This is a genomic window from Ruegeria sp. AD6, from assembly GCF_056542325.1.
The window spans coordinates 111,931-137,208 of sequence record NZ_JBQFZQ010000008.1 but is presented as its reverse complement, the minus strand read 5'-3'; the positions used below and the strand labels follow the sequence as shown (position 1 = coordinate 137,208).

The following is a 25,278-nucleotide window of genomic DNA, read 5'->3' as shown; positions in this document are numbered from 1 at the left end:
ACAAAAAACCGCCCGGACCATGCGCCGGGCGGTTTTTTCGTTCAGATCATCTGGAACAGGATCCCGGCGACGATTGCCCCGCCGACCCCAAGGCCAAGATAGGTGGCGAAGACGCGCGGTTTCACCAGCGACCAGACTGCCGCCATAGCCGGGATCGAACTGACCGCTCCGGCAACCATAAAGGACATCGCGGCCCCTGCGGTCATCCCCTGCTCCATCAACCCCGCCAGAAGCGGCGGTGCCACGTAAGAGTTCAGGTAGGCCGGCATCCCAACCAGCGCCGCAACCACGATGGGCAGCACGCCTTCACCGCCCACAACGCGGGCAATCAGGTCGGCGGGCACGTAGCTGACCAGCAGTGCTTCGAGAACATAGGCCAGCGCCAGCCATTTCAGCAGGAAGACGCCGTTATGCACGAACTCAGAGCGGAACCGCTGACGGCGCTCGGGTTCCTGCCAGAATTTCCAGACCGGCTTGTCGTCCAGTTTGGGACCACAGCCGCAACATCCGGCGGGCTTGTATTCCCGCAAGGGCTGGGCAAATGCGCCGCTGCGCATCAGCAGGCGGACAGCAAATCCTCCGAACAGGCCAAGCGCAACGGCGGCTACGGCCTTACCAATAGCAAAGGGCCAGCCCAGCGCGCCTGCCGTGATCAACAAAGTCGGCGGATCAATCAGCGGTGAGCTGAGCCAGAACGCCATCACAGCAGACAGTGGTGCGCCCAGCGCCAGCAGCCCCGCGATGAAAGGAATGACCTCGCAGGAACAGAACGGCGCAAGCCCGCCAAACAGGGCCGCCAGCAAGATCATCCGGGTTTCACGCCCCTCAAACGCGCGCGCCACCATGACCTCGGCCCCCGTGGCCTTGAGGTAGGACAGCAGCAAAACGGCAAACAGGATATACTGGCCCGTATGCGCCAGCGCCTTGGCTGCAAAGGTCACAACCTCAACCCAGTTGCCCGGATCCAACAGCGCCACCAGCGCCAGAATCGCAACAATCAGCGCCCAGGGTGTCCTGATCAGATCCAACACGGCCTTGGCCGAGACCTTCGGGTTTTGCGTCAATTCAGCCATCGTTCGCGGCCTTCCCGACCTCATCGGCGCAGCATTCGCTGAGAATGAACTGCGCCAGATTTCGCAACTCGTCAAAGCAGGCGCGGTTGATCGTGCTGCGCCCGATTTTCTCCTGCTCGACCACACCACCAGCGGCCAGAAACCGCAGATGATGCGCCAGAGTCGATGGCGCGATTCCCGTGCGGTTCTGGATTTCGCCCACTGTCAGACCGGCCTCACCGGCGCGGACAAGCGTTTTCAGAACCTTCAGCCGCGCCTCGGACCCCATGGCCGAAAACCCTGCGGCAGCTGTTTCCCACATCTGAACTCTCCATTAAACTAGATTTCTAGTTATTTAGGTTGATTCCCTGTGCCCGTCAATCCGCACTGCAAATTTTCGGGAAAACCGTAAGTCCAGATTGCCCCACCAGTAAGTCCAATCTATAAGCGCCTATGGCAATCTCAATCGACACCTTCTTTCTTGAGCTTAACGGGCAAGGCACGCTGCAGGCGCAGATCCAGCAGATGATCGCCGAGGGCATCCTGTCCGGGCGGTTTCACGTGGGAGAAAAGCTGCCCTCATCCCGCAAACTGGCGGCGCATCTGGGTGTCAGCCGGATCACTGTCACGCTGGCCTATACCGAGCTTCTGGCGAATGATTATCTGACCGCAAAGGGGCGATCTGGCTATTACGTATCCGAGAATGCGCCCGTGCCGCCAAAATACACGCCGGTTCAGCGCAGCCAGGAAAATGTCGACTGGGACAATGCGCTGGCGCGCCGGTTTTCCGGCGGTGACATGCTGGCCAAACCCAGCGACTGGCGCACATATCGCTATCCTTTCATCTACGGGCAGGCCGACCGGACGCTGTTCGATCACGCCAACTGGCGGCTCTGCGCGGTGCGGGCACTGGGGCACAAGGATTTTGATTCCCTGACCGCCGACTATGCCGATCAGGACGACCCGCTGCTGGTCGAATTCATTGCCCGCCACACTCTGCCACGCCGGGGCATCACTGCCCGACCCGAAGAGATTCTGATCACGCTGGGGGCCCAGAATGCGCTGTGGCTGGCGTCGCGCATCCTGCTGGACCGCGGGCGCACGGCTGCGATTGAAGACCCGTGCTATTACGCGCTGCGGGAATTGCTGACCCATTCGGGCTGCACTATCGAGCCGATCCGCGTGGACAGCGACGGGCTGCCGCCTGCGGCACTGCCCGAAAGCACCGATGTGATTTTCACCACCCCCAGCCATCAAAGCCCGACAACCGCAACCATGCCCGTCAGCCGCCGGACCGAACTGCTGGAACGCGCCCGTGCCCTGAACGCGATGATTGTCGAAGATGATTACGAGTTCGAGATGGCCTACCTAAGCGCGCCGTCCCCGGCGCTGAAGTCGATGGATCGCGACGGGCGCGTGATCTATGTCGGCAGCTTTTCGAAATCGCTGTTTCCGGGGCTTCGGCTTGGCTACATGGTCGGGTCCGAGTCCTTTATTCGCGAGGCGCGCGCGTTAAGGTCGCTGGTGCTGCGCCACCCGCCGGGGCATGTGCAGCGTACAGCGGCCTATTTCCTGTCGCTTGGGCATTACGATGCTCAGATCAGGCGCATGTCCAACGCGCTGGCAAAGCGGCGGGCCGCGCTGGATGAGGCCGTGCAGACTCATAAGCTGGGTGTGGCCGGGCGCGGGCTGCTGGGCGGGTCGTCCATCTGGATGAAAGCCCCCGAACATATCGACACCACGCAGCTTGCCCGCAGGTTGCAGGATCAGGGCGTGCATATCGAACCGGGCGAGCCCTTCTTTTCGGGCGCAGACCGCCCCAAGAACTACTACCGACTGGGTTATTCCTCGATTGCGCCCGAACGCATCGCCCCCGGGATCAAGCAAATTGCCGATTCAATCCGGGCTGGCTAGGTCCGGACTGGATATATTCCGCTTTCCCGTCTGGCCCTAACGCCGACTGCACCCATGCGCCAAAACCATATCAAAGGCTGGGCAATGCACCCGGCCCAATTCACTCATGATTGGAGAGCGCACCGATGAAAATGACCACGGAAGAAGCCTTTGTTAAGGTTCTGCAAATGCACGGGATCGAACATGCGTTCGGGATCATTGGCTCGGCGATGATGCCGATCTCGGACCTGTTCCCGAAAGCCGGGATCATGTTCTGGGACTGCGCCCACGAGGGTTCGGGCGGTATGATGGCCGACGGTTACACCCGCGCCACCGGCAAAATGTCGATGATGATCGCGCAAAACGGCCCCGGCATCACCAACTTCGTGACCGCCGTTAAGACCGCTTACTGGAACCACACTCCGGTTCTGCTGGTCACTCCGCAGGCGGCCAACAAGACCATAGGTCAGGGCGGCTTCCAGGAGATGGAGCAGATGCGCATGTTCGCAGACTGCGTTGCCTATCAGGAAGAGGTACGTGACCCGTCGCGCGTGGCCGAGGTTCTGAACCGCGTGATCATGAACGCCAAGCGCGCCAGCGCCCCGGCGCAGCTGAACATCCCGCGCGATATGTGGACCCAGGTGATCGACATCGAACTGCCCAAGATCGTCGATTTTGAACGTCCTTCGGGCGGTGAAGATGCGGTTGCTGCGGCGGCCGAAATGCTGTCGAACGCAAAGAACCCTGTCATCCTGAACGGTGCCGGTGTTGTTCTGGCCGACGGCGGCATCGAAGCGTCGAAAGCCCTGGCCGAGCGTCTGGACGCCCCGGTTTGCGTTGGCTACCAGCACAACGACGCCTTCCCCGGTTCGCACCCGCTGTTTGCCGGTCCTCTGGGCTATAACGGCTCGAAAGCCGGTATGGAGCTGATCAGCGAAGCTGACGTGGTTCTGGCCCTCGGCACCCGCCTGAACCCGTTCTCGACCCTGCCCGGTTACGGCATCAACTACTGGCCGACAAACGCCAAGATCATTCAGGTCGATATCAACCCTGACCGCATTGGCCTGACCAAAGACGTCAGCGTTGGCATTATCGGTGACGCGGCCAAAGTCGCCAACGGCATCCTGTCCCGCCTGAGCGGCACTGCCGGTGACGAAGGCCGTCAGGCCCGTAAGGACCGCATCGCCCAGAAGAAATCCGCATGGGCGCAGGAACTGACCTCGATGACCCACGAGGATGACGATCCGGGCACCAGCTGGAACGAACGTGCACGCGCCGCCAAGCCGGATTGGATGAGCCCCCGCATGGCGTGGCGCGCCATTCAGGCCGCGCTGCCGAAAGAGGCGATCATTTCGTCCGATATCGGCAACAACTGCGCCATCGGCAACGCATACCCTGCGTTCGAAGAAGGCCGTAAGTACCTGGCCCCCGGCCTGTTCGGTCCCTGCGGTTACGGCCTGCCCGCCATCGTCGGCGCGAAAATCGGCCAGCCGGACGTTCCGGTTGTGGGTTTCGCCGGTGACGGTGCATTCGGTATCGCGGTGAACGAACTGACCGCAATCGGCCGCGAAGAATGGCCCGCCGTGACTCAGATCGTCTTCCGCAACTACCAGTGGGGTGCGGAAAAGCGGAACTCGACCCTGTGGTTTGACGACAACTTCGTCGGCACCGAGCTGGACACCAAAGTCTCTTATGCCGGTATCGCGCAGGCCTGTGGTCTGAAAGGCGTCGTTGCACGCACTCAGGACGAGCTGACCGCAGCGCTGAACCAGGCCATCGAGGATCAGAAGAACGGCATCACCACCCTGATCGAAGCCATGATCAACCAGGAATTGGGTGAGCCCTTCCGCCGTGACGCGATGAAGAAGCCGGTTGCTGTTGCAGGCATCGACGGCGCAGACATGACCCCGCAAGCCGAGGCCTGATCGCAGTGAAGCCCCTGCGTCAAATTCTTGGGGCTGCGACCAGTTCCAAAAAGATCATCGCCCTTGCCGAGGGCGATGATCCACGTGTTGTAGAAGGTGCGCTGAAAGCGCGTGCCGAAAACGCCGCCGACATCATCCTTGTGGGCGATCAGGCCAAAGTGACCGCTCTGCTGTCCGAAATGGGCGGTGCCGATGTTGACGGGATCGACATCCACGACCCGGCCACATCCCCCCACACGGATCGGTTCGCCGCGACCTACTATGAGCTGCGCAAGCACAAGTGCATGACGCCCGAAAAGGCGCAGGACTTGATCAAAAGCCGCCTGAACTATGCCGCGATGCTGGTCCATCTCGGGCTGGCTGATGGCACCGTGGGTGGCGCGGTTGAAACCACCTCGGACACGGTGCGCGCGGCGTTGCAGATCATCGGCAAGGCACCAAACGCTCATATGGTGTCCAGCTTCTTTCTGATGATCTATGACCGCGACCACCACGCGGTTCAGGGCGTCCACCTCTTTGCCGATTGCGGTCTGGTGGTTGATCCCGACGAACGGGAACTGGCCGAGATCGCACAGGCATCGGCTGCGTCCTACCATGTACTGACCGGAGACGCGCCGCGCGTTGCCATGCTGTCTTTCTCGACCTGCGGCAGCGCAAATCACCCCAAAGTGTCAAAGGTGATCGAAGCCACCCGCATCGCCAAAGCCGCCAGCCCGCATCTTCTGATCGACGGAGAGTTGCAGTTCGACGCCGCATATGTCCCCGAAGTGGCCAGCAAAAAGGCCAAGGATTCCCCTCTGGAAGGGCAGGCGAATGTGTTTGTCTTCCCCAACCTTGATGCCGGAAACCTGGGCTACAAGATCGCGCAGCGCATCGGCGGGGCCGAGGCCATCGGGCCGGTGCTGCAAGGCCTGGCCAAACCGGCGAACGACCTGTCTCGGGGTTGCTCTGCCGACGATGTGCTGCACATGATCGCGGTAACAGCGGTGCAGGCGCAACAGCCTGAAACCTAGAACCAGCCCGGATAAAACCGGGCGACACAACGACTTCGACCTGACCGGAATGCCAGGAGGGTCTGATAACCAGCAAAAGGGACGTACATGAACCAGCCCGTTATCGACACCAGCCCCAAAGTCTCGGACGAGGTGCGGAAGACCACCTGTTACATGTGCGCCTGTCGCTGTGGCATCAATGTGCATATGAAGGATGGCAAGGTCGCCTATATCGAAGGCAACCGCGATCACCCGGTCAACAAGGGCGTGTTGTGCGCCAAGGGCAGTGCCGGGATCATGCAGGTCAACGCACCTTCGCGCCTGCGCAAACCGCTGCGCCGGGTCGGCCCGCGCGGATCGGGCGAGTTTCGCGAGATCGAGTGGGACGAGGCGATCAGCACCGCCGTTGGCTGGCTGAACGAGTTGCACGAGACCGCGCCCCAAAAACTGGCCTTCTTCACCGGTCGGGATCAGAGCCAGAGCTTCACCTCATTCTGGGCGCAGAATTTCGGCACCCCGAACTATGCGGCCCATGGCGGGTTCTGCTCGGTCAACATGGCGGCGGGCGGCATCTATACGATGGGCGGCGCGTTCTGGGAATTCGGCCAGCCCGATTGGGACCATACCAAGCTGTTCATGCTGTTCGGCGTGGCCGAGGACCATGACAGCAACCCGATCAAGATGGGCATCGGCAAGATCAAGAAACGCGGCGCACGGGTCATCGGGGTGAACCCGATCCGTTCGGGCTATAACGCTGTGGCGGATGACTGGGTCGGGATCACACCGGGCACCGATGGGCTGTTCATCCTGTCGCTGATCCACGTGCTGATGAAGGCGGGCAAGATCGATCTCGATTACCTCAGCCGCTATACCAATGCTCCGGTTCTGGTAAATGCCGCAGAAGGGCCAGAAAAAGGCCTGTTCCTGCGCGATGCCGACGGCAAACCGCTGGTGATCGACCGGGCAACGGGCGAACCAACAGCCTTTGACAAACCGGGCGTCCGCCCCGACCTGTCGGCCACCTACGAAAAGGATGGCGTGACCCACCGGCCTGTTTTCCACCTGATGGCCGAAAAATACCTGTCCGACGATCACGCCCCCGAGGCCGTGGCCGAGCGCTGTGGCATCCCGGCCAGCCGCATCCGCGCCATCGCCGCCGAAATCGCCCGCGTCGCCTTTGACGAGGCGATCGAGCTGGACCATGAATGGACCGATTTCCGGGGTGAAACCCATTCGAAAATCATCGGTCGCCCGGTCAGCTTCCACTCGATGCGCGGGATTTCGGCCCATGCCAACGGCTTCCAGACCTGTCGTGCGCTGCATGTGCTGCAAATCCTGTTGGGCACGGTCGAGGTTCCCGGCGGCTTCCGCTTCAAACCGCCCTATCCGAAACCGGTCGAGGCGCACCCGACCCCCCATGGCGACCGCCGTCCCGGCCGTCCCCTGAACGGGCCGCATCTGGGCTTTCCGCGCGGCCCCGACGATCTGCTGCTGGATGACAACGACAACCCCATCCGCATCGACAAGGCCTTCACCTGGGAAAACCCGATGTCGGCCCACGGGCTGATGCATATGGTGATCTCGAACGCCGCTGCGGGTGATCCTTACAAGATCGATACGCTGTTCATGTATATGGCGAATATGTCATGGAACTCGTCCATGAACACCAAGGGCGTGATGGAGATGCTGACCGCCAAGGATGATGACGGCAATTACGTCATTCCGAACATCATCTACTCGGATGCCTATTCGTCCGAGATGGTGGCCTATGCCGACCTGATCCTGCCGGATACCACCTATCTGGAACGGCACGACTGTATCTCACTGCTGGACCGCCCGATCTGCGAGGCCGACGCCGCTGCCGACGCAATCCGCTGGCCGGTGATCGAACCCGACCGCGACGTGCGCGGCTTCCAGTCGGTGCTGATCGAGCTTGCCAACCGCATGAACCTGCCCGGCTTCACCAACGAGGATGGCAGCGCCAAGTGGAAGGACTATGCCGACTATATCGTCAACCACGAACGCCGCCCGAATATCGGCCCGCTGGCCGGATTCCGCGGTGAAACCGGCGACAAGGAAGGGCGCGGCGAGGTCAATCCCGACCAGCTGAACCGCTATATCGAAAATGGCGGCTTTTATGTGGCCCACATCCCCGAAGGTGCCGATTACTACAAGCCGTGGAACACGGCCTATCAGGACTGGGCCGTGGGCATGGGCCTCTACGACAGCCCGCAACCCTATCTGTTCCAACTCTACTCGGAACCCATGCGCAAGTTCCAGCTTGCTGCCGAAGGTCACGGCGACCGACAGCCGCCCGAACATCTGCGCCAGCGCATCAAAGACAAGATGGACCCGCTGCCGATCTGGTACGAAACCGACCAGCAGGGCAACGAGGGCTTCACCGTCAACGCCCTGACCCAGCGACCGATGGCGATGTATCACAGCTGGGGCACCCAGAACGCGTGGCTGCGGCAGTTGCACGGGCGCAACCCGCTTTATGTGCCGACCAAACTGATGCGCGAACACGTGCTGAAGGACGGCGACTGGGCCAAGGTCAGCTCTCCGCATGGCGAGATCACCGTGCCGGTTATGGAAATGGCGGCGCTGAACGAAAACACCGTCTGGACATGGAACGCCATCGGCAAACGCAAAGGTGCCTGGGCCCTGCAAGAAGACGCGCCTGAGGCGACCAAGGGCTTCCTGCTGAACCACCTGATCCACGAGTTGCTGCCGGCAAAAGGCGATGGCATGCGATGGGCCAATTCCGACCCGGTGACAGGTCAGGCCGCCTGGTTCGACTTGAAGGTGAAAATCGAAAAGGCCAGCCCGCCGCCAGATACCGAAAGCCAGCCTGAATTTGACGCAATCAAGTCACCCGTCGGCACTGGCCCGAAGGATATTGCATGGAAGGTTGGAAAATGACCGAACTCCATTCTTCTTCTGTTCAAAAATACCTCGGGGGTGAATTGAGCCGCAGGCTCAAGAGGGGGCTGGCCCCCTCCCCCACCCTCACAAGCAGAGGTTCACTGACATGACCCAGCTCCCTCAATCCACTGACCGCAAAATGGGTCTGGTCATCGACCTGGACACCTGCGTCGGCTGCCACGCCTGCGTGATTTCCTGCAAGGGCTGGAACACCGAAAACTACGGCGCGCCCCTGTCTGATCAGGACGCTTATGGCGCAAACCCGTCAGGCACCTTCCTGAACCGCGTGCATTCATACGAGGTGCAACCCGCCGAAGGTCATGCCCAACTGATTCACTTCCCCAAATCCTGCCTGCATTGCGAAGACGCCCCCTGCGTCACCGTCTGCCCCACCGGGGCCAGCTACAAGCGGGTCGAGGATGGGATCGTTCTGGTCAACGAAAGCGACTGTATCGGTTGTGGCCTGTGCGCTTGGTCCTGCCCCTATGGCGCACGCGAACTGGACATGGCCGAAGGTGTGATGAAGAAATGCACCCTCTGCGTCGACCGGATCTACAATGAAAACCTGCCCGAGGTGGACCGCGTGCCTTCCTGCGTGCGCACTTGCCCGGCCGGAGCCCGCCATTTCGGTGATCTCGGCGATCCCGACAGCGATGTCAGCAAACTGGTGGCCGAGCGTGACGGCATGGACCTGATGCCCGAGATGGGCACCAAACCCGTCAACAAATACCTGCCGCCACGGCCCAAGGATACAGTCGAGGATCAGATCGATATTCTGGCCCCGCTTCTGGCCCCCGTGGCCGAAGAACCCAAAGGCTTCATGGGCTGGCTCGACAAAGCCCTCGACAAATTGCCCGGAGGGACAAGCTGATGCATCCCGCACCATCCGTCATTATCTTTACCACCCTGTCCGGTCTGGGCTTTGGTCTGTTGTTCTTTCTGGGACTCGGCCTGCCTGACGTCTCGGGCGTGGTGGCCTTTGTCTTCTTTGCCATCGCCTATGCACTGGCCGTCGGCGGGCTGATGGCCTCGACCTTTCACCTTGGCCACCCGGAACGGGCTTGGAAGGCCTTCACCCAATGGCGTTCCAGCTGGCTCAGCCGTGAAGGCTGGTGTGCCGTTCTCGCGCTGATCGTCATGGGGCTTTACGCGATTGGCGCGGTATTTCTGGGTCAGCGGTGGGGCTTGCTTGGACTGCTGGGCTCGCTGTTCTCGCTGGCGACAGTGTTCACTACGTCGATGATTTACACCCAACTCAAGACCATCCCGCGCTGGAACATGAAACTGACCCCCGCAATGTTTCTGAGTTTCAGCCTGGCCGGTGGGGCCTTGCTGGCCGGGCAAACCTCAATCGCCTGGCCGCTGCTTCTGATCGCGGCGCTGATCCAGATTCTGTACTGGCAGCAAGGCGACAGCGCCTTTGCACGGTCCGGAACAAGCCTTGGAACCGCAACCGGGTTGGGCACGCGCGGAGATGTCCGGGCCTTTGAGCCACCCCATACCGGCACCAACTACCTGCTGCGCGAGTTCGTGCATGTGGTGGGGCGCAAACATGCGCAGAAGCTGCGTGTGATGTCGTTCGGTCTGGGGTTTGTCCTGCCGCTTCTCTTGATCGTCCTGCCGGTCGAGGGCGTCATCGTGAAGCATCTGTTTGCGCTGCTGGCTGTGGCCTCTCATCTGGCGGGCGTTGCCATGTCGCGCTGGTTGTTTTTTGCGCAGGCCGAACATGTGGTCGGGCTTTATTATGGCAAGCGATAGGTAGGGGGGCCAGCCCCCCTCTTGAGCCTGCGGCTCAATTCACCCCCCGAGATATTTCTGGCCAGATGAAGCTTGGATCCGGGCGGAAATAGAAAGGGCGGCGCTCGGGGATCGAGGCCGCCCTTTTTGCTTGGATTTGTTTTGGCTCAGATCAGACCGGCATGGGCCATGGCTGCGTCAATGGCCGCTTTTGTGCTGTCTTCCAGCGTGGTCAGCGGCAAGCGAATTTCTTCACTGCACCGGCCCAGCTTGCTGAGCGCGTATTTTGCGCCGGCCAGTCCGGGTTCGATAAAGATCGCCTCGTGCAGTGGCATCAGGCGGTCCTGATAGGCCAGTGCTGTCGCATAATTGCCCGACAAGGTGGCCTGCTGGAATTCGGCGCAGAGTTTCGGAGCCACGTTGGCGGTCACCGAAATACAGCCGACACCGCCATGGGCGTTGAAGCCAAGCGCTGTCGCATCCTCACCCGACAGCTGGCAAAACTCGGCGCCGCAGCTGGCGCGTTGCTGGCTGACCCGCGCCAGATTGCCGGTGGCGTCTTTGACGCCGACGATACGCGGCAACTTGGCCAGCTCACCCATGGTGGCGGGCGACATGTCAATGACCGAGCGGCCGGGGATGTTGTAGATGATGATCGGAATGTCCGCACACTCGTGCAGGGTCGCGAAATGTTCGATCAGGCCGCGCTGGGTTGGCTTGTTGTAGTAGGGTGTCACGACCAAAGCCGCGTCCGCGCCGACCTTCTTGGCAAATTGCACAAAGCGCACGGCCTCTACCGTGTTGTTCGATCCGGCGCCTGCGATGACCGGAACACGGCCTGCCGAGGCTTTGACGACCTCTTCCACAACCGTCTCATGCTCATCATGACTGAGCGTCGGGCTTTCCCCGGTGGTGCCCACCGGCACCAGCCCGGTCGATCCGCACTCGATCTGCCATTCGACCAGATGTTTGAGCGTATCCAGGTCCAACTCGCCGTTTGTAAACGGGGTGACGAGGGCTGGCATAGAGCCTTTGAACATGACACGCTCCTTAGGGTGCAGTTTTCGTGTTTTTTACATCGCGGGCCTTCACGATTTAGGCTTTGTGAGTTGATCCCGGCGGCGCAAGGTTTATCCTCACAGCCTCTATCCTTGGTTGGTTGGGAAATGCAAGGCATGACACGCGTTCTGGGCCTGTTGGTGGCCGTGATTCTGTATTCCACACTGTCACCGCAGACCGCGCAGGCAGATGCCGCCGCCGATCTGCGTGCCGGGCTCAGCGAGATGCGCAAAGGGGACTGGAACGAGGCACTGCGTGTGTCCGGGCAACGCGGGTCTGTTTCGCGCGATATCATTGTCTGGCACTGGTTGCGGCAAGGGTTTGGCAGTTCCGGCGATGTGCTGGTGTTTCTGGATCGCCGCCCGGATTGGCCAGGCCTCGCCTGGCTGCGCCGGAAAAGCGAGCCATCTTTTACGGGCGCGGACCCGGATCGGGTGCTGAAGTTCTATGCCGACACACCGCCCCAAACAGCAGAAGGCGCGCTGAACTATGCCGTGGCGCTGATGGCCAGGGGGCAACAGGGCGAGGCGCAGGCCGATATCGTCACAGCCTGGCGTACGATGCCGATGGGGTCCGGGTTGCAGAAGGATTACCTTGAGAATTTCGGCAAGCTGTTGAAGCCTCATCATGCGGCACGGTTGGACCGGATGTTATGGGACGGTCATCTGGTCAGTGCGGCGCAGATGCTGCCCTTGGTCGGCGCAGATGACCGCAAACTGGCCGAGGCTCGTATCGCGTTGCAAAAGCGCGCGCCGGGGGTCGATGCCAAGGTTGCGGCGGTTCCAAAGACGGTCGCGGACGCGCCGGGACTTGCCTTTGATCGTTTTGTCTGGCGCGACCGGAAGGAACTGGACGACAGCGCCATCGATCTGATGCTGGCCCGATCGACCAGCCCCGAAGCCCTGGGTGAGCCGGACAAATGGGCCGAAGGGCGGCGCAGACTGGCGCGGCTGGAGATGAGGCAGGGCAGCGCCGCGCGGGCCTATCAGATCGCCGCCAACCACCATATGACGCCTGAGATGGGCTATGCCTATGCCGATCTGGAATGGCTGGCCGGGTTTCTGGCCCTGCGCAGGCTGGACGACCCGGCAACTGCCGTGCGCCATTTCCAGAATTTCTCGACCGCCGTGCAGTCCCCAATCTCGAAAGGGCGTGGAGGGTATTGGCTGGGCCGCGCCTATGCCGCGCAGGGCAATGCCGAGAAAGCCTATGAGGCCTATGCGGTCGGGGCCGACAATCAGACCTCATTCTACGGGCTGCTAGCGGCTGAACAGATCGGGCGTCCGTTTGATCCTGAACTGGCCACCCCCCGCCGTGCACCGCATTGGCGGCAGGCGGGGTTCGCCGATTCCAGCGTTCTGGAGGCGGGGTTGCTGCTGTTGAAAGCGGGCGAGGACAATCTGTCGGAACGGTTTTTGACCCATCTGGTCGAAGGCCTCGACCCGGTTCAGGCCAATCAGCTTGGCGATCTGGCGATTGAGTTGAACGAACCGCATCTGGCGGTGATGATCGCCAAGCGGGCGGCCACCACCGGGACGGTTCTGCCAGCGGCTTATTACCCGGTCCATCCCGTCGCCGATATGGGCCTGCCCATGGCCAAGGAAATGACGCTGGCCATTGCCCGCCGCGAAAGCGAGTTTGATCCGGTTGTGATCAGCGGTGCGGGCGCGCGGGGTCTGATGCAGGTGATGCCGGCCACGGCGAAACTGGTGGCGCAGGAATTGGGGATACTCAGCAGGCATCAGACGGGTCGGTTGACCTCGGACTGGCAATATAACGCCAAGCTGGGGGCCAATTACCTGTCCGGGCTGGCAGCGGATTTCAACGGCAATGTGGTCATGATGGCGGCAGGCTATAACGCCGGGCCTAGACGGCCCATTTCGTGGATGCAGCGCTATGGCGACCCGCGCCGGGGGCAGGTGGATGTGGTCGACTGGATCGAGACGATACCCTTCAGCGAAACCCGCAACTATGTGATGCGTGTGGCCGAAAGCCTGCCGGTCTATCGGGCGCGGCTGGGTAAACCGGCCCTGCCGATCCCGTTCTCGCAAGAACTGACCGGGTCAACTCTGGCGGCGTTCGCGCCATAGGGTGAACAGGCCCGCCGCCACGACAAAGGCGGCCCCGACGACAACTTCGGGGCGCAGCACCTCACCAAAGATCGAGATGCCCAGGATCGCGCTCCAGACAAGGTGGAAATAGGCGAAGGGTTGAACTGCACTGGCCTCGGCCATTTCATAGCACTTGATCAGTAGCCAGTGCCCAAGCGCGCCGCTGACGCACAGCACCGCCATCCAGCCCCAGTCGCGCGGGGCCATGGGTTCCCAGAACCACATACCGACAAGCGTCATTGCGACTGCGCCGGACACGCCGGTCCAGAAAAAGCTGGTGGCCGTGCTGTCGCGGCGCGCGGCATAGCGCGTCAGAAGGCCATACAGGGCAAACATCAGGGCCGAGATCAGCGGGATGATGGCCCATGGGTTAAACACGCCGACGCCCGGTTGCAGGATGATCAGGACCCCGATACAGCCAACACCAATCGCCGCCCATCTGCGCCAACCCACCTTTTCGCCCAACACAGGGCCGCTGAGGGCCGCGACAAGCAGCGGATAGCAGATGAAGACCGCCATACTGTCGATCAGGCCCAAAACGGTGAAGCTGAACACGGCGACGCAAATCTCACCTGCCAGCAGGATGCCGCGAAAGATCTGCAGCCCAAGTTGACTGGTTCGTGTGGCCGCGCCCAGCCCACCCGATGACCGCGCGGCCAGAGTGATAACGAAGGCCGCAAAGAACCAATAGCGGATCATCACAACCATGTAGGTGTTGTATGTCCCGGCCAGATGGCGCGAGATTCCGTCCTGCAAAGCAAAGACGATGGTGGCACCGATCATCAGGGCGATGCCTGCACGGACGTTGTTTTGCTGCGTCATGCTTTGACCGCCCGTGTCATGTGGCGTTTGCGGCCATAGCCGGGGGTTCGGGTCACGTCGAAACCGGCGTCCTCAAGTCCCCGCCGCACGAATCCGGCGGCGGTGTAGGTTGCGGCGGTGCCGCCTTTGACCGTGTGGTCGGCGACCTGCTGCATCAGGTCCGCGCCCCAAAGCTCGGGGTTTTTGGCGGGCGAGAAGCCATCCAGAAACCACGCATCCGCCTTGTCCTGCCAGTCGCACAAGGTCTGACGCGCATCGCCTACGACAACGGTCAGGTCCAGCGTTTCCAACTGGCATCCACCCCCCGCCCATTGTGCAAGAAATCGATCCGCCCAGGGCGTCAATTCGGGGAATACCGCCAAGGCCCGCCGCATGTCCTCGAGCTCCATCGGATACGCTTCGAAGCTTGTGAACCTCAGCGGGGTCGTGTGACCTGACTGCTCCCATACCGACCAAGCGGTGAGCATGTTCAGCCCGGTGCCAAAGCCCAGTTCGGCAATGTGAAAACCGGGCGCAAAGCGCGCAGGCAGGTCGTTGCCCGCAAGGAACACATGGCGCGTCTCTTCAACCCCGTTTTGCAGCGAGTAATATGGGTCGTCGAAACGATCCGAGACGGGTATCTGATCCTCGGTCCATGTGACCTCGGCGCGCTGGTCTGCCATCGGGGAATCCTGTAGCTAAGCGGCGCGACACTGAACAAGGAAAAGGAATTTGGCAATGGTCGATGTGACGGTCCGCGGCGCTGGGATTTTCGGCCTGTCCATCGCCTGGACCTGCGCGCGACGCGGCGCGAAGGTGCAGGTTGTCGACCCCTTTGGCCCGGGCGCGGGCTCCAGCGGCGGTCTGGTCGGGGCGCTGGCTCCGCACGTGCCCGAGAACTGGAACGCCAAGAAGGCCTTTCAGTTCGACAGCCTGATCATGGCCGAACCCTTCTGGACGCAGGTCGAGGCCGTCGGGGGCGTTTCAGCGGGATACGGGCGGCTGGGGCGCATCCAGCCAATTGCGGACCAGCGCAGCCTTGATCTGGCGCGCGCGCGGGAACTCACGGCACAGGAACTGTGGCAGGGCCGGGCCGCGTGGAGGGTGATCGACGTGGCTGAGGCCGGATCATGGTCCCCGCCCAGCCCGACCGGCTATGTCATCCATGACACCCTGACCGCCCGCATGCACCCGCGCCGCGCCTGTGCCGCGCTGGTGGCGGCTTTGGCGGTCATGGGGGTCGAGGTTGTCGCCAACGCACCCGATGCTGGCCACGTCGTGCACGCCACCGGGCTGGCCGGTCTGCAAGAGCTGAGCGACGCTTTCGGCAAAACGGTCGGCAATGGCGTGAAAGGGCAAGCGGCGCTGTTGCGGTTTGATGCGGGCCCGGTGCCGCAGCTGTTTGCGGATGCGATCCATATCGTACCCCATGCGGACGGAACTCTGGCCATCGGCTCGACCTCGGAACGCGGTTACGACGATCCCACCAGCACCGACAGCGCGCTGGACGATGTGATCGAACGGGCGATGCAGGCGGTTCCCGTGCTGCACGGGGCCGAAGTGATCGAGCGTTGGGCCGGTGTTCGCCCCCGCAGCAAAAGCCGCGCGCCAATGCTTGGGGAACACCCGCTGCACCAAGGGCAGTTCATCGCCAACGGAGGGTTCAAGATCGGTTTCGGCATGGCCCCGAAGGTGGCCGAGGTCTTGGCCGATCTGATCCTGGACGAGCGCGACACGATCCCGGATGATTTCCGGCCCGAAGCCTCGCTGTAACACTGGCACCACCGGTGGGGCGGCCGTGACCGCGCGTTATGCGATCAGGCCACGCAGCTTCTGCATCAGGGTGCCCAGTGACTTTTCATACCGCGCACTGACCAGCCTGCCCTGTTCGTCGAATTCGTTCGAACTGTTGGCCAGATGAATCTCGGGGCCTTGCAGGATCATCGGCTGGAACGGCACCATATAAGCGCGCAGGATCATCTGCGCCCGTTCCCCGCCCGCGCGGCCCGCCGCCGCCGACATCACGGCAACCGGCTTGTCGGCCCATGGGTTGCCCTCGGTCCGGCTGACCCAATCCAGCGCGTTCTTCAAAACGCCCGACGGCCCCTTGTTATATTCCGGGGTCGAGATGATCACCGCATCCGCCTGCTCGATCTGATCCCTGAGCGTTTGGACCATGGCCGGGATGCCCTCACCCTCTTCCAGATCACCATCGTAAAGCGGCAGGTTCAGATCGGCTTCGACAAAGCTGGCGGGGTCAAACAGGCGCGCGGCCTCGCGCAGCAATTTGCGGTTGGTTGCGTTCTGGCGCAGGGACCCGGACAGGCCCAGCAGCGTGGGGTTGGACATCGGGGGAAACTCCGTTTCGTTGTTTCCCCATAGTTAGACCGGGACAGGCTCGATCCAAACCCCGTTTCTTGCACAGGTGCTGCGCGATCAGGCGTTGCCGCTGGGAACGATCACAATCTCGACCCGGCGGTTCTGTGCCTTGCCCGCAGGTGTCAGGTTCGAGGCAACCGGGTTGTTCTCACCCTGCCCGATGGTGCGAATGCGGTTGTAGTTCACACCGTTGGCCTGAAGAATATCGGCCACCGCATTCGCACGACGTACGGACAGGCCCTGGTTATAGGCGGCGTCGCCATCGCTGTCTGTGTGCCCGATGATCTGCACGTTCGAATTCGGGTAGTTCACCAGATTCTGGCCAACGCGCGTCAGATCGGCGCGCAGGGCCGGGCGCACGGTGGCGCTGTCGGTGTCAAAGGTGATGTCATTCGGCACGGTGACGATCAGGCGATCCCCGGCATTGACGATGGTGATCCCGTCATTGGCCAGTTGCTGGCGCAGTTCAGCCGCCTGCTTGTCCAGTTGATTGCCGATCAGGCCACCGCCCGCCGCGCCAATGGCGCCTCCGGCCAATGCACCCAGCAGAGGGTCGGAATCATTGGCAATCGCGCCAACACCCGCGCCGACCAGCCCACCGATAATGGCGCCCTGTCTGGCGTTCTGGTTGGGATCACTGGGCAGGTTCAGCGTGCCCGGATCGGTACACGCCGCCAATGCCATCGCCGAGCACAGCCCACTTGCCATAAAAAACTTGGAAATCGTCATGATGTCACCTTCTGCTCTGGCCCCCGTTTGTTCGGGTTTGCCTTGTTCAGCGCAGTATATCACGGCGTCTGCAGGCAGGCTCAAGCAACAATGCGGTGAGGTCGGCGATTCCCCGCCAAGACGGGTTACTGGGCTGCGGTCACACCCTCCTGTTCGTTCCACAGATCGCGCAGGGATGCACCCTGGCCGCCAAAGCTCTGACCCGTAGCCTCGCAGGCCCAGATACGGTCGGTTCTGAAATGCCGGAAGGCGCTGCGCAGCTCGCACCACCCTGCCAGCATGGTGCATTCGATGTGATAGATCAGGGCCACGGGCCGGACGATCCGTTCCGAGCGTTGGCCTTCGCCGCTGACATAAGTGATGCGGATTTTCTGCTCGGCCCGGATTGCCTCGCGATATTGCGCGACCGGAATGCAACCCTTGGCCGGATCATCGAGCGGTGCTCCCCAGGTTGCGACTTGTAGCCAGTCCGCCGGGCAATGCAGCGCGTCGATCTTCTGGCAGATCCGGTTGGCCGCTCGCTGCAGGTGGCTGTCGCCTGTTCGGGCCAGCATCGACAGACCCACCCACAGCGCCTCAACCTCCTCGGCGTCGAAATTCAGCGGCGGCAGGTCATAGCCACGCCGCATGATGTAACCAACCCCGGCCTCGCCCTCGATCGGCGTACGCTGGGCCTGCAATTCGGAAATGTCGCGATAGACGGTGCGCACGGATACCTCCAACCGTTCGGCCAGTGCATCCGCCGTGACCGGCACATCCGAGGCGCGCAGGATCTGGATGATTTCAAACAACCGGGACGAACGGCGCATGGTGATCTCCGTGACAAGTACTGACACTTTAGCACAGCCCCCTGACAGGGTGGTGTCAGGAGTATTGGGCGAGGCTGGGTCAGCACAAGAAAAGGAGGCAACCATGCCCAGCCGCGACAATCACGTGATGATGACCCTGAAACTGGACCGCTGGTCACAGGACCACAGCCTGCGCGCCTTTGAGATCGAGCGCGAACTGGCATCCGCGCGGCATTGCGAAAAGGCAACGCCGCGCAAACGCACACGGCGCTTTTCTCTCGGCAATCTGAAAATGCTGTGGGGCAGCGCCGTTTAAGATCAGAAATCCGCAGGTGCCCTGAATTTCATCGAAACACCACCTTCGGGATGTTTCAATCGCAACTCCTCGGAATGCAGCATCAGGCGCGGGTAATCCCGAGCCGCACCTTCGGCATAGAACGGGTCACCCAGAATCGGGTGGCCCAACGCTTGCATGTGAATCCGCAACTGATGCGACCGTCCGGTTTTGGGAAACAGACGCACGCGCGTCGTGTCGCCGTCGTATTTCACCACGCGCCAATCTGTGACGGCCGGCTTGCCGGTCTCATGGCACACCATTTGGCGCGGTCGGTTGGGCCAATCGACGATCAGCGGTAAGTTTACCGTCCCCGTCTTGGCCTCAAGGTGCCCCCAAACGCGCGCGACATAGGTTTTTCGGGTCTGGCGCTGCTCGAACTGCATACTCAGATGCCGCTGCGCATGAGGTGTCTGGGCAAACACCATCACGCCCGAGGTATCCCGATCCAGCCGGTGCACCAACAGGGCCTGCGGAAACGCCGCCTGTACCCGTGTCAGCAGGCAATCGGCCAGATGCTCGCCCCGCCCCGGCACGGACAACAGGCCCGAGGGTTTGTTCACCACGATCAGTTGCGCATCTTCGTGCAATATATCCAGCGGTGTCTGGGGGGGATCATAGGTCTCGCTCATGCGGCTGTGCCTATCGCAGAGTGCCCCTTCCCGCAACGTCGTCCTTGCGTGCCGCGCAGTGATCGTAAACCTTTGAGATCAGCAAGGGGAGAGGACATGCATCCAACAATCCAACGTATGCAAGAGGTTGTCGCCAAGGGCGACGAGACGCTGATCCATGAGCTTCTGGCCGAAGACGTCCGGTTCATGCCACCGACCTATTACAGCACGTGGACAGGCCGCGCCCCGGTTGCGGCTGTGCTGGGTCACGTCGGACAGGTTTTTTCCGATTTTCGCTATCGCCGGGTCATGGGCGACGGCAACGATTGGGCGCTGGAGTTCCAATGCAAGGTCGGCGATCTGGATGCAGTCGGCGTGGACCTGATCACCCTGAACAACGATGGCCTGATACAGCAATTCGAGGTCGCCATGCGCCCCCACAAGACCATCGGAGCCCTGCGTGAGGCGATGATGGCCCGCGTAATGAGCGACCCGCGCTTTCTGGAATTCAAATCCGCGCTCAGCTGAACATGCCAAACCCGATTGCCGCCGATCAGATTTTGCGCCTGCCTCTGCTGCCTGTTCTGGCAGTTCAAGGGCTGACCGTGCGCCGCAAGGCCCAGATGTTGCCCGAACCCATCGGGCCGCGCGAAGGGCGCACCGGGCGCGGGCCGCGTCTGCGTCTGTTGATCACGGGTGACAGCTCTGCCGCCGGGGTCGGTGCGGGCACGCAGGATCAGGCGCTTTCGGGTCAACTGGTGAACCGACTGTCCCGGCATCACTCGGTCGAATGGCGGCTGGAGGCCACGACGGGGCACACGACCCAGGACACGATCGACCGCCTGCTTGGGATTCAGGGCGAATTCGACGCCGTCGTCACCGCGCTTGGGGTCAATGACGTGACCCGTGGGGTTACATACCGTCGCTTCCTCGACCGGCAGAACCAGTTGGCGAAACTGCTGACGCAACGGTTTGGCGCGCGCAAGGTTGTGGTGACCGGCGTTCCCCAGATGCACCGCTTTCCCGCCTTGCCACATCCTCTGGCCTGGGTTCTGGGGCGCCAATCCGCCCGGCTGGATCGCGGATTGCAACAGGTCGCAGCGGCCCACCCGCAACTCAAGCATCTGACACTGGACTTACCCGACGATCCGGCACTGGCTGCGCCGGACGGGTACCATCCAAGCCCCAAAGCCTATGCGATCTGGGCCGACAAAGCCGCACGGCTTTTGCTTCAGGCCTGAGCCCGCGCCTGCCGGATCATCGGGATCGAATACACCACCAGAGCCGACCAGATCAGCGGGAAGGCGATCATGCGGCCCCGGTCGATCTGTTCTCCGAACACGGTTACAGCCGTGATGAAGATCATCGTGGGTGCGATATATTGCAGAATTCCCATCGTCGACAGGCGCACCAGCTTGGCCCCGTTGGCATAGACCAAAAGCGGCACTGCGGTGACGACCCCTGCGCAGGACAGCAACAGCGTGTCCGACAGCCTCACTCCAAAATGGCCCGAGCCCTGAACACCCAGCCAGGTCACATAGACCAGCGCGGGGATCAGCAGGATCAGAACCTCAAGCAGAAAACCCTGATTTGGGCCAATCGGTAAAGATCGTTTGAAAAACGCATAAAAGCCCCAGGTCACCATCAGACTCAGCGCAGCCCATGGCAGGCGCCCGGCTTCCAGAACCAGAACCACAACGCCCAACGCCGCAAGACCGATGGCCAGCAATTGCGTACGCGTCAGCGACTCTCGCAACAGCAGGGCACCCAGTGCGATACTGAACAGCGGGTTGATATAGTACCCCAAAGCGGCATCCAGCGCGTGGCCGGTTGAAATCGCCCAGACATAGATCGCCCAGTTAATGGAAATCAGCGCTGCCGTCACAGCGGCCATGCCCAGCATCTTGGGATTGCCAAGCGCCGCCTTCAAATCCCGCGTGCGTCCAAGAGCAATCAGCAACAACCCCGCCACAGGCACTGACCAGATCACACGATGTGCAACCACCTCGAAGGGACCCAGATGATCCAGCGCCTTCATGTAAAGCGGAAGAAACCCCCACAAAACATAGGCCGTGACAGCCAGAGCAAGCCCCTTGGGCGTGTCCACGTTCTGGGAAGGTACGGGCGTGTCTGCCACGGGGGATCTCCGGTTGATACCGGACCGGTTTACGGCAGATCAGCGGCGCTTGAAAACTCTGAAAACCGTGAAGCCCAATATAACGAATTGTGATGGGTCACCCACGAACGTCGCGCGAAAGGCGCTGTTGCGAATGCGAGGCTCTGCCTCGCGCTCCGAGATATTTTTGGCCAGATGAAGAGCGGATCCCCTGCTTCATCTGGCTATAAATACCTCGGGGGAGTCGCCCGGAACGGGCGGCGGGGGCAGAGCCCCCTGCCCCCTTCGTCACAGTTTCACACGTTCCGATTTCGGGTCGTACATCGGCTTAAGAGACGCCTCTGCCTTGACCTTCACACCACACACGTCGATCTCATAGGTCGAGGCCAGAACATCCGCTGCTTTCTCGCCCTCGCAGGGCACATAACCCATGCCGATGGCACCGCCCAGCGTGTGGCCATAGTTGCCCGAACTCAAATAGCCCACATATTCGCCGTCGCGGATGATCGGTTCATTGTGGAACAGCAATGGCTCGGGATCGGTCAGCTTGAACTGCACCAGACGGTTCATCGGCCCGCTTTCCTTGCGCGCGATCACAGCCTCGCGCCCGATAAAATCGCAGCCCTTGTCGACCTTGACGGCAAAGCCAAGGCCCGCATCAACCACATGATCCTCGCAGGTGATGTCATGGCCGAAATGGCGGAAGCCTTTTTCGATCCGGCAGCTGTCCATCATGTGCATACCGCACAGTTTCAGGCCCATGTCCTGACCGGCTTCGTGCAGCGTCTCAAAGACATGGCCCGCCATGTCGGAGGAAACATAAACCTCCCACCCAAGCTCGCCTACATAGGTCACGCGATGGGCGCGGGCCAGGCCCATGCCGATCTCGATCTCCTGCGCGGTGCCAAACGGGTTGGTCGCGTTCGAGAAATCGGCCGGAGAGACTTTTTCCAGCAGCTTGCGCGCATTCGGGCCCATGACGGCCAGCACGCCCTCGCCTGCGGTGACGTCGGTGATGACCACGTTGAAACCACCGGCATTGCGCTGCATCCAGGTCTGATCGGCCAGACGCGTCGCCGCCGGGGTGACCACCAGATAGGATGTCTCGGTCAGGCGGGTGACGGTCACGTCCGCCTCAATCCCGCCCGAGCGGTTCAGGAACTGGGTGTAGACGATCTTGCCATTGGGCACCGCGTAATCACCGCCGCCGATATAGTTCATGAACGCCTCGGCATCCGGGCCTTCGACGCGGATTTTGCCGAAGGACGACATGTCATACATGCCGACATTCTCGCGCACCGCCCGGTGTTCGGCAGCCGAATTTTCGAACCAGTTCTGACGTTTCCAGCTGTACTGGTATTCGCGTTCCTGCCCTTCATTCGCGAACCAGTTGGCGCGTTCCCAACCCGCGATTTCGCCGAATACCGCCCCGTGTTCCTTCAGGTGGTGATGGAACGGTGTCCGGCGCACGCCGCGCGCGGTTGCTTTTTGACGATAGGGGTAGTGGTCGGCGTAAAGCAGGCCCAGCGTCTCTTTCGAGCGCTCATACAGGTACTGTTTGTTGCCCTGAAACGGCTGCATCCGGCTGATATCCACGTCACCCAGATCGAACGGTTTCTCGCCGCTGTCCATCCATTCGGCCAGCGCCATACCCGCACCGCCAGCGGATTGGATACCGATTGAGTTGAACCCGGCGGCGACCCAGACATTGTCCATCTCGGGCGCAAGACCCAGATGATAGGCGTCGTCGGGCGTGAAGGATTCCGGGCCGTTAAAGAACGTATGAATCCCCGCCTCGGCCAGCATCGGCATCCGCTCGCAGGCGGCCTCGAGGATCGGCTCGAAATGATCGAAATCCTCGGGCAGTTGGTCAAACTCGAAACTGTCGGGGATGCCATCCATCGCCCAGGGCTTGGCGATGGGTTCGAACGCGCCCAGCATCATCTTGCCCGCGTCTTCCTTGTAATAGGCGCATTCGTCCGGCACGCGCAGCACCGGCAATTGCGTCAGACCGTCGATGGGTTCCGAGACGATGTAGAAGTGTTCACACGCGTGCAGCGGCACGTTCACGCCGGCCATGCGGCCAACCTCGTGCCCCCACATGCCTGCGCAGTTCACCACCATGTCGCATTCGATATGACCCGAGGCGCTGCCGTCATCGGCGACCCAGTCTACACCCGTGACCTTGCGGCCCTCTTTGACAATATCTGTGACCTTGATCCGTTCTTTGACGATCCCGCCCCGCTGACGCGCACCCTTTGCCAGCGCCAGCGCGATGTTTGCCGGGTCGCCCTGCCCGTCCAGCGGCAGGTAGACGGCACCTGTGACACCGTCGAGGTTCAGGTGCGGATACATCTCCTGCACGCGCTCGTTCGAGATTTCCTCGACCTCAACGCCAAAGGCGCGGGCCATGGCGGCCTGACGGTAAATCTCTTCCTTGCGGTCTTCGGTCAGGGCCACGGTGATCGAACCGACCCGCTTGAACCCCGTGGCAACGCCGGTTTCTTCCTCGAGCGCGCCGTAAAGCTCCTGACTGTATTTCGCCAGCTTGGTCATGTTGGCCGTCGCGCGCAGCTGCGCAATCAGGCCCGCCGCGTGCCATGTGGTGCCGCTGGTCAGTTGCTTGCGTTCAAGCAGGACAACATCGTTCCAGCCTTTCTTGGTCAGGTGATACGCGACCGAACATCCGACGACGCCACCGCCGATGATGACCACGCGGGCCTTGTTGGGAAGATCAACCATTCTGACGACTCCGCTTTGTCAGGTTTTCATCTGCATGACACGAAAGATCGACACAGAATCCATCAAAAACGTCACCGCATCCGCAAAAATCATCTTTGTGCGGATTGTCTCTTTTGCCGACGCATCACGAAGGGCGTGACGCCGAAGAAACTTTTGTATACCGAGGAGAATCCGTTCGGGAACCCGCAGGCCAGTCCGATTTCGCGGACGCTCATGGTGGTGTTCAGCAGCAGGTTGTTGGCCTTGGCCAATCGCATTTCACGGTAGAACCCGTTGGGTGTGGTGCCGAAGAAGGCCTTGAACTTCCGCTCAAGCGATCTGTTCGAGATGCCAAGCGCATCGACCAGTTCGTGGATGGGCAATGGGTCTTCGATATTCGCCTGCATCAGCTTGATGCACTGATCCAGCTTGGCATCGCCTGTTGCCGTGGTTTTCGCGCCCGAGAAGGGCTGCATCGACGCAAAGTCGCGAATGTTCTCGTGCAGCATGATGTCGGCCACGGTCATCTGTGTCGGACCCGAGATATGGCGACCGATCACAGACAGGGCGATATCGGTGGTCGCGCTCATGCCCGCGCAGGTCACCACCCCGCCCCGTTCGGTGGCGATGGACAGCGTGGCCTCGAACCGGGCACCGCGTTCACGCAGGAAAGAGGCGTTTTCCCAATGGGTTGCCAGATCCGCAGTGCCCTGTTCGTCGATATACCGGCTGGCGGCTTCGGCCAGCAAGAAGACCTGCGCGCCGCGATAGGTATAGTCCGAGACGATCCGCCCCAGGGACAGATCCGGGTGGTCCGGGTTCGAGTTGCCGATAACGAACAGATAAGCCGCGTTGGGGTGCGCCGACACGACCTCGGTCGCGACTGTCGCGTCGCTGCTGCTGGCCACAGCACCGCCGCGCAGAGATCGGTAGCTATACGAGAATGGTGGCGTCGGACTCACCCGGTTGGCAATGCGCAGAACATCCACAAGTGACGCGAGTTCCAGCAGCACAAATCCGGGCGCGACCAGAATGTCAAAATGGATCGGGTCAGCGGTCTGATCCGCCGAAGCTGAATTGTTTTTCTTTTTCATTCAGCCCCCAT

At 61.5% G+C, this 25,278-nt stretch carries 23 protein-coding genes; 11 read left to right on the top strand and 12 right to left on the bottom strand.

From position 1 onward, the window contains the following. Positions 1-41: 41 nt before the first annotated feature. Positions 42-1,073, bottom strand: coding sequence for a permease (locus ACR0KJ_RS16095; protein WP_480627142.1), 1,032 nt, complete (start codon positions 1,071-1,073; stop codon positions 42-44). Further along, positions 1,066-1,374, bottom strand: a complete 309-nt coding sequence (locus ACR0KJ_RS16090) for a winged helix-turn-helix domain-containing protein (protein ID WP_170455133.1) — start codon at positions 1,372-1,374, stop codon at positions 1,066-1,068. Before ACR0KJ_RS16090 ends, ACR0KJ_RS16095 begins: the two co-directional genes overlap by 8 nt. Before the next feature lie 131 nt (positions 1,375-1,505). On the opposite strand from ACR0KJ_RS16090, the gene pdxR reads away from it, so the two are divergent. The 6 genes from pdxR to ACR0KJ_RS16060 all read left to right on the top strand — a co-directional run bounded on the left by pdxR (position 1,506) and on the right by ACR0KJ_RS16060 (position 10,545). Continuing rightward, the gene (gene pdxR / locus ACR0KJ_RS16085; RefSeq protein ID WP_480627141.1) at positions 1,506-2,966 is read left to right on the top strand and encodes a MocR-like pyridoxine biosynthesis transcription factor PdxR; all 1,461 of its coding nucleotides are present in this window, start codon (positions 1,506-1,508) and stop codon (positions 2,964-2,966) included. 125 nt (positions 2,967-3,091) lie between these two features. Next, the gene (gene xsc / locus ACR0KJ_RS16080) at positions 3,092-4,870 is read left to right on the top strand and encodes a sulfoacetaldehyde acetyltransferase (RefSeq protein WP_170523978.1); all 1,779 of its coding nucleotides are present in this window, start codon (positions 3,092-3,094) and stop codon (positions 4,868-4,870) included. Between the two features lie 5 nt (positions 4,871-4,875). After that, positions 4,876-5,883, top strand: coding sequence for a phosphate acetyltransferase (pta, locus tag ACR0KJ_RS16075; protein WP_480627140.1), 1,008 nt, complete (start codon positions 4,876-4,878; stop codon positions 5,881-5,883). 87 nt (positions 5,884-5,970) lie between these two features. Beyond that, positions 5,971-8,784: a molybdopterin oxidoreductase family protein gene (locus tag ACR0KJ_RS16070; protein ID WP_480627139.1), complete on the top strand. Its 2,814-nt coding sequence runs from the start codon at positions 5,971-5,973 to the stop codon at positions 8,782-8,784. Positions 8,785-8,893: 109 nt separating this feature from the next. After that, a complete protein-coding gene (locus tag ACR0KJ_RS16065; RefSeq protein WP_170455142.1) occupies positions 8,894-9,658 on the top strand; it encodes a 4Fe-4S dicluster domain-containing protein in 765 nt (254 codons plus the stop codon). Then, positions 9,658-10,545 carry a DmsC/YnfH family molybdoenzyme membrane anchor subunit gene (locus ACR0KJ_RS16060; protein ID WP_170455143.1) on the top strand — a complete coding sequence of 296 codons (888 nt, stop codon included), beginning with the start codon at positions 9,658-9,660 and terminating at the stop codon, positions 10,543-10,545. The genes ACR0KJ_RS16065 and ACR0KJ_RS16060 overlap by 1 nt, the downstream gene beginning before the upstream one ends. A 146-nt stretch (positions 10,546-10,691) precedes the next feature. On the opposite strand, the gene dapA is transcribed toward ACR0KJ_RS16060, so the two are convergent. After that, complete coding sequence (gene dapA, locus ACR0KJ_RS16055; protein WP_480627138.1) at positions 10,692-11,564, bottom strand: 4-hydroxy-tetrahydrodipicolinate synthase; 873 nt, start codon at positions 11,562-11,564, stop codon at positions 10,692-10,694. A 135-nt stretch (positions 11,565-11,699) separates the two neighbouring features. Between dapA and ACR0KJ_RS16050 the strand changes: the two genes are divergently transcribed. Then, positions 11,700-13,673, top strand: a complete 1,974-nt coding sequence (locus tag ACR0KJ_RS16050; RefSeq protein WP_480627137.1) for a lytic transglycosylase domain-containing protein — start codon at positions 11,700-11,702, stop codon at positions 13,671-13,673. On the opposite strand, the gene ACR0KJ_RS16045 is transcribed toward ACR0KJ_RS16050, so the two are convergent. Together ACR0KJ_RS16045 and mnmC2 are read right to left on the bottom strand one after the other, a co-directional pair. After that, on the bottom strand, positions 13,647-14,516 hold the full coding sequence (locus ACR0KJ_RS16045) for a DMT family transporter (protein ID WP_170455150.1): 870 nt from the start codon (positions 14,514-14,516) through the stop codon (positions 13,647-13,649). The genes ACR0KJ_RS16050 and ACR0KJ_RS16045 overlap by 27 nt on opposite strands. Next, complete coding sequence (gene mnmC2 / locus ACR0KJ_RS16040) at positions 14,513-15,178, bottom strand: tRNA (5-methylaminomethyl-2-thiouridine)(34)-methyltransferase MnmC2 (protein WP_170455152.1); 666 nt, start codon at positions 15,176-15,178, stop codon at positions 14,513-14,515. Before mnmC2 ends, ACR0KJ_RS16045 begins: the two co-directional genes overlap by 4 nt. A gap of 55 nt (positions 15,179-15,233) precedes the next feature. Between mnmC2 and ACR0KJ_RS16035 the strand changes: the two genes are divergently transcribed. Further along, positions 15,234-16,268 (top strand): NAD(P)/FAD-dependent oxidoreductase, encoded by a 1,035-nt coding sequence (locus tag ACR0KJ_RS16035; RefSeq protein WP_170624564.1) that lies wholly within the window; start codon positions 15,234-15,236, stop codon positions 16,266-16,268. A 36-nt stretch (positions 16,269-16,304) separates the two neighbouring features. Here ACR0KJ_RS16035 and ACR0KJ_RS16030 read toward each other — a convergent pair whose 3' ends face one another. The 3 genes from ACR0KJ_RS16030 to ACR0KJ_RS16020 form a co-directional block, all read right to left on the bottom strand. Then, the gene (locus ACR0KJ_RS16030) at positions 16,305-16,844 is read right to left on the bottom strand and encodes an NAD(P)H-dependent oxidoreductase (RefSeq protein ID WP_170455157.1); all 540 of its coding nucleotides are present in this window, start codon (positions 16,842-16,844) and stop codon (positions 16,305-16,307) included. A gap of 87 nt (positions 16,845-16,931) precedes the next feature. Then, a complete protein-coding gene (locus ACR0KJ_RS16025; protein WP_170455159.1) occupies positions 16,932-17,603 on the bottom strand; it encodes a YiaD family glycine zipper/OmpA-like lipoprotein in 672 nt (223 codons plus the stop codon). Between the two features lie 125 nt (positions 17,604-17,728). Continuing rightward, complete coding sequence (locus ACR0KJ_RS16020) at positions 17,729-18,412, bottom strand: helix-turn-helix transcriptional regulator (RefSeq protein WP_170455161.1); 684 nt, start codon at positions 18,410-18,412, stop codon at positions 17,729-17,731. Between the two features lie 103 nt (positions 18,413-18,515). On the opposite strand from ACR0KJ_RS16020, the gene ACR0KJ_RS16015 reads away from it, so the two are divergent. Then, the gene (locus ACR0KJ_RS16015; protein WP_170455163.1) at positions 18,516-18,707 is read left to right on the top strand and encodes a hypothetical protein; all 192 of its coding nucleotides are present in this window, start codon (positions 18,516-18,518) and stop codon (positions 18,705-18,707) included. Between the two features lie 2 nt (positions 18,708-18,709). Here the strand turns inward: ACR0KJ_RS16015 and ACR0KJ_RS16010 are convergent, their stop codons facing one another. After that, entirely contained in the window at positions 18,710-19,393 is a 684-nt protein-coding gene (locus tag ACR0KJ_RS16010) for an RluA family pseudouridine synthase (RefSeq protein ID WP_480586363.1), read from the bottom strand. A 60-nt stretch (positions 19,394-19,453) separates the two neighbouring features. On the opposite strand from ACR0KJ_RS16010, the gene ACR0KJ_RS16005 reads away from it, so the two are divergent. Then, positions 19,454-19,864 (top strand): nuclear transport factor 2 family protein, encoded by a 411-nt coding sequence (locus tag ACR0KJ_RS16005; RefSeq protein WP_170455167.1) that lies wholly within the window; start codon positions 19,454-19,456, stop codon positions 19,862-19,864. 2 nt (positions 19,865-19,866) lie between these two features. Further along, positions 19,867-20,577 carry an SGNH/GDSL hydrolase family protein gene (locus ACR0KJ_RS16000; RefSeq protein ID WP_170523931.1) on the top strand — a complete coding sequence of 237 codons (711 nt, stop codon included), beginning with the start codon at positions 19,867-19,869 and terminating at the stop codon, positions 20,575-20,577. Here ACR0KJ_RS16000 and rarD read toward each other — a convergent pair. The 3 genes from rarD to ACR0KJ_RS15985 form a co-directional block, all read right to left on the bottom strand. Then, complete coding sequence (rarD, locus tag ACR0KJ_RS15995; RefSeq protein ID WP_480627136.1) at positions 20,568-21,473, bottom strand: EamA family transporter RarD; 906 nt, start codon at positions 21,471-21,473, stop codon at positions 20,568-20,570. The genes ACR0KJ_RS16000 and rarD overlap by 10 nt on opposite strands. A gap of 267 nt (positions 21,474-21,740) precedes the next feature. Further along, positions 21,741-24,194: a GcvT family protein gene (locus tag ACR0KJ_RS15990; RefSeq protein ID WP_170455173.1), complete on the bottom strand. Its 2,454-nt coding sequence runs from the start codon at positions 24,192-24,194 to the stop codon at positions 21,741-21,743. A gap of 89 nt (positions 24,195-24,283) precedes the next feature. Next, complete coding sequence (locus ACR0KJ_RS15985) at positions 24,284-25,267, bottom strand: helix-turn-helix domain-containing protein (protein WP_170455175.1); 984 nt, start codon at positions 25,265-25,267, stop codon at positions 24,284-24,286. Positions 25,268-25,278 lie beyond the last annotated feature (11 nt).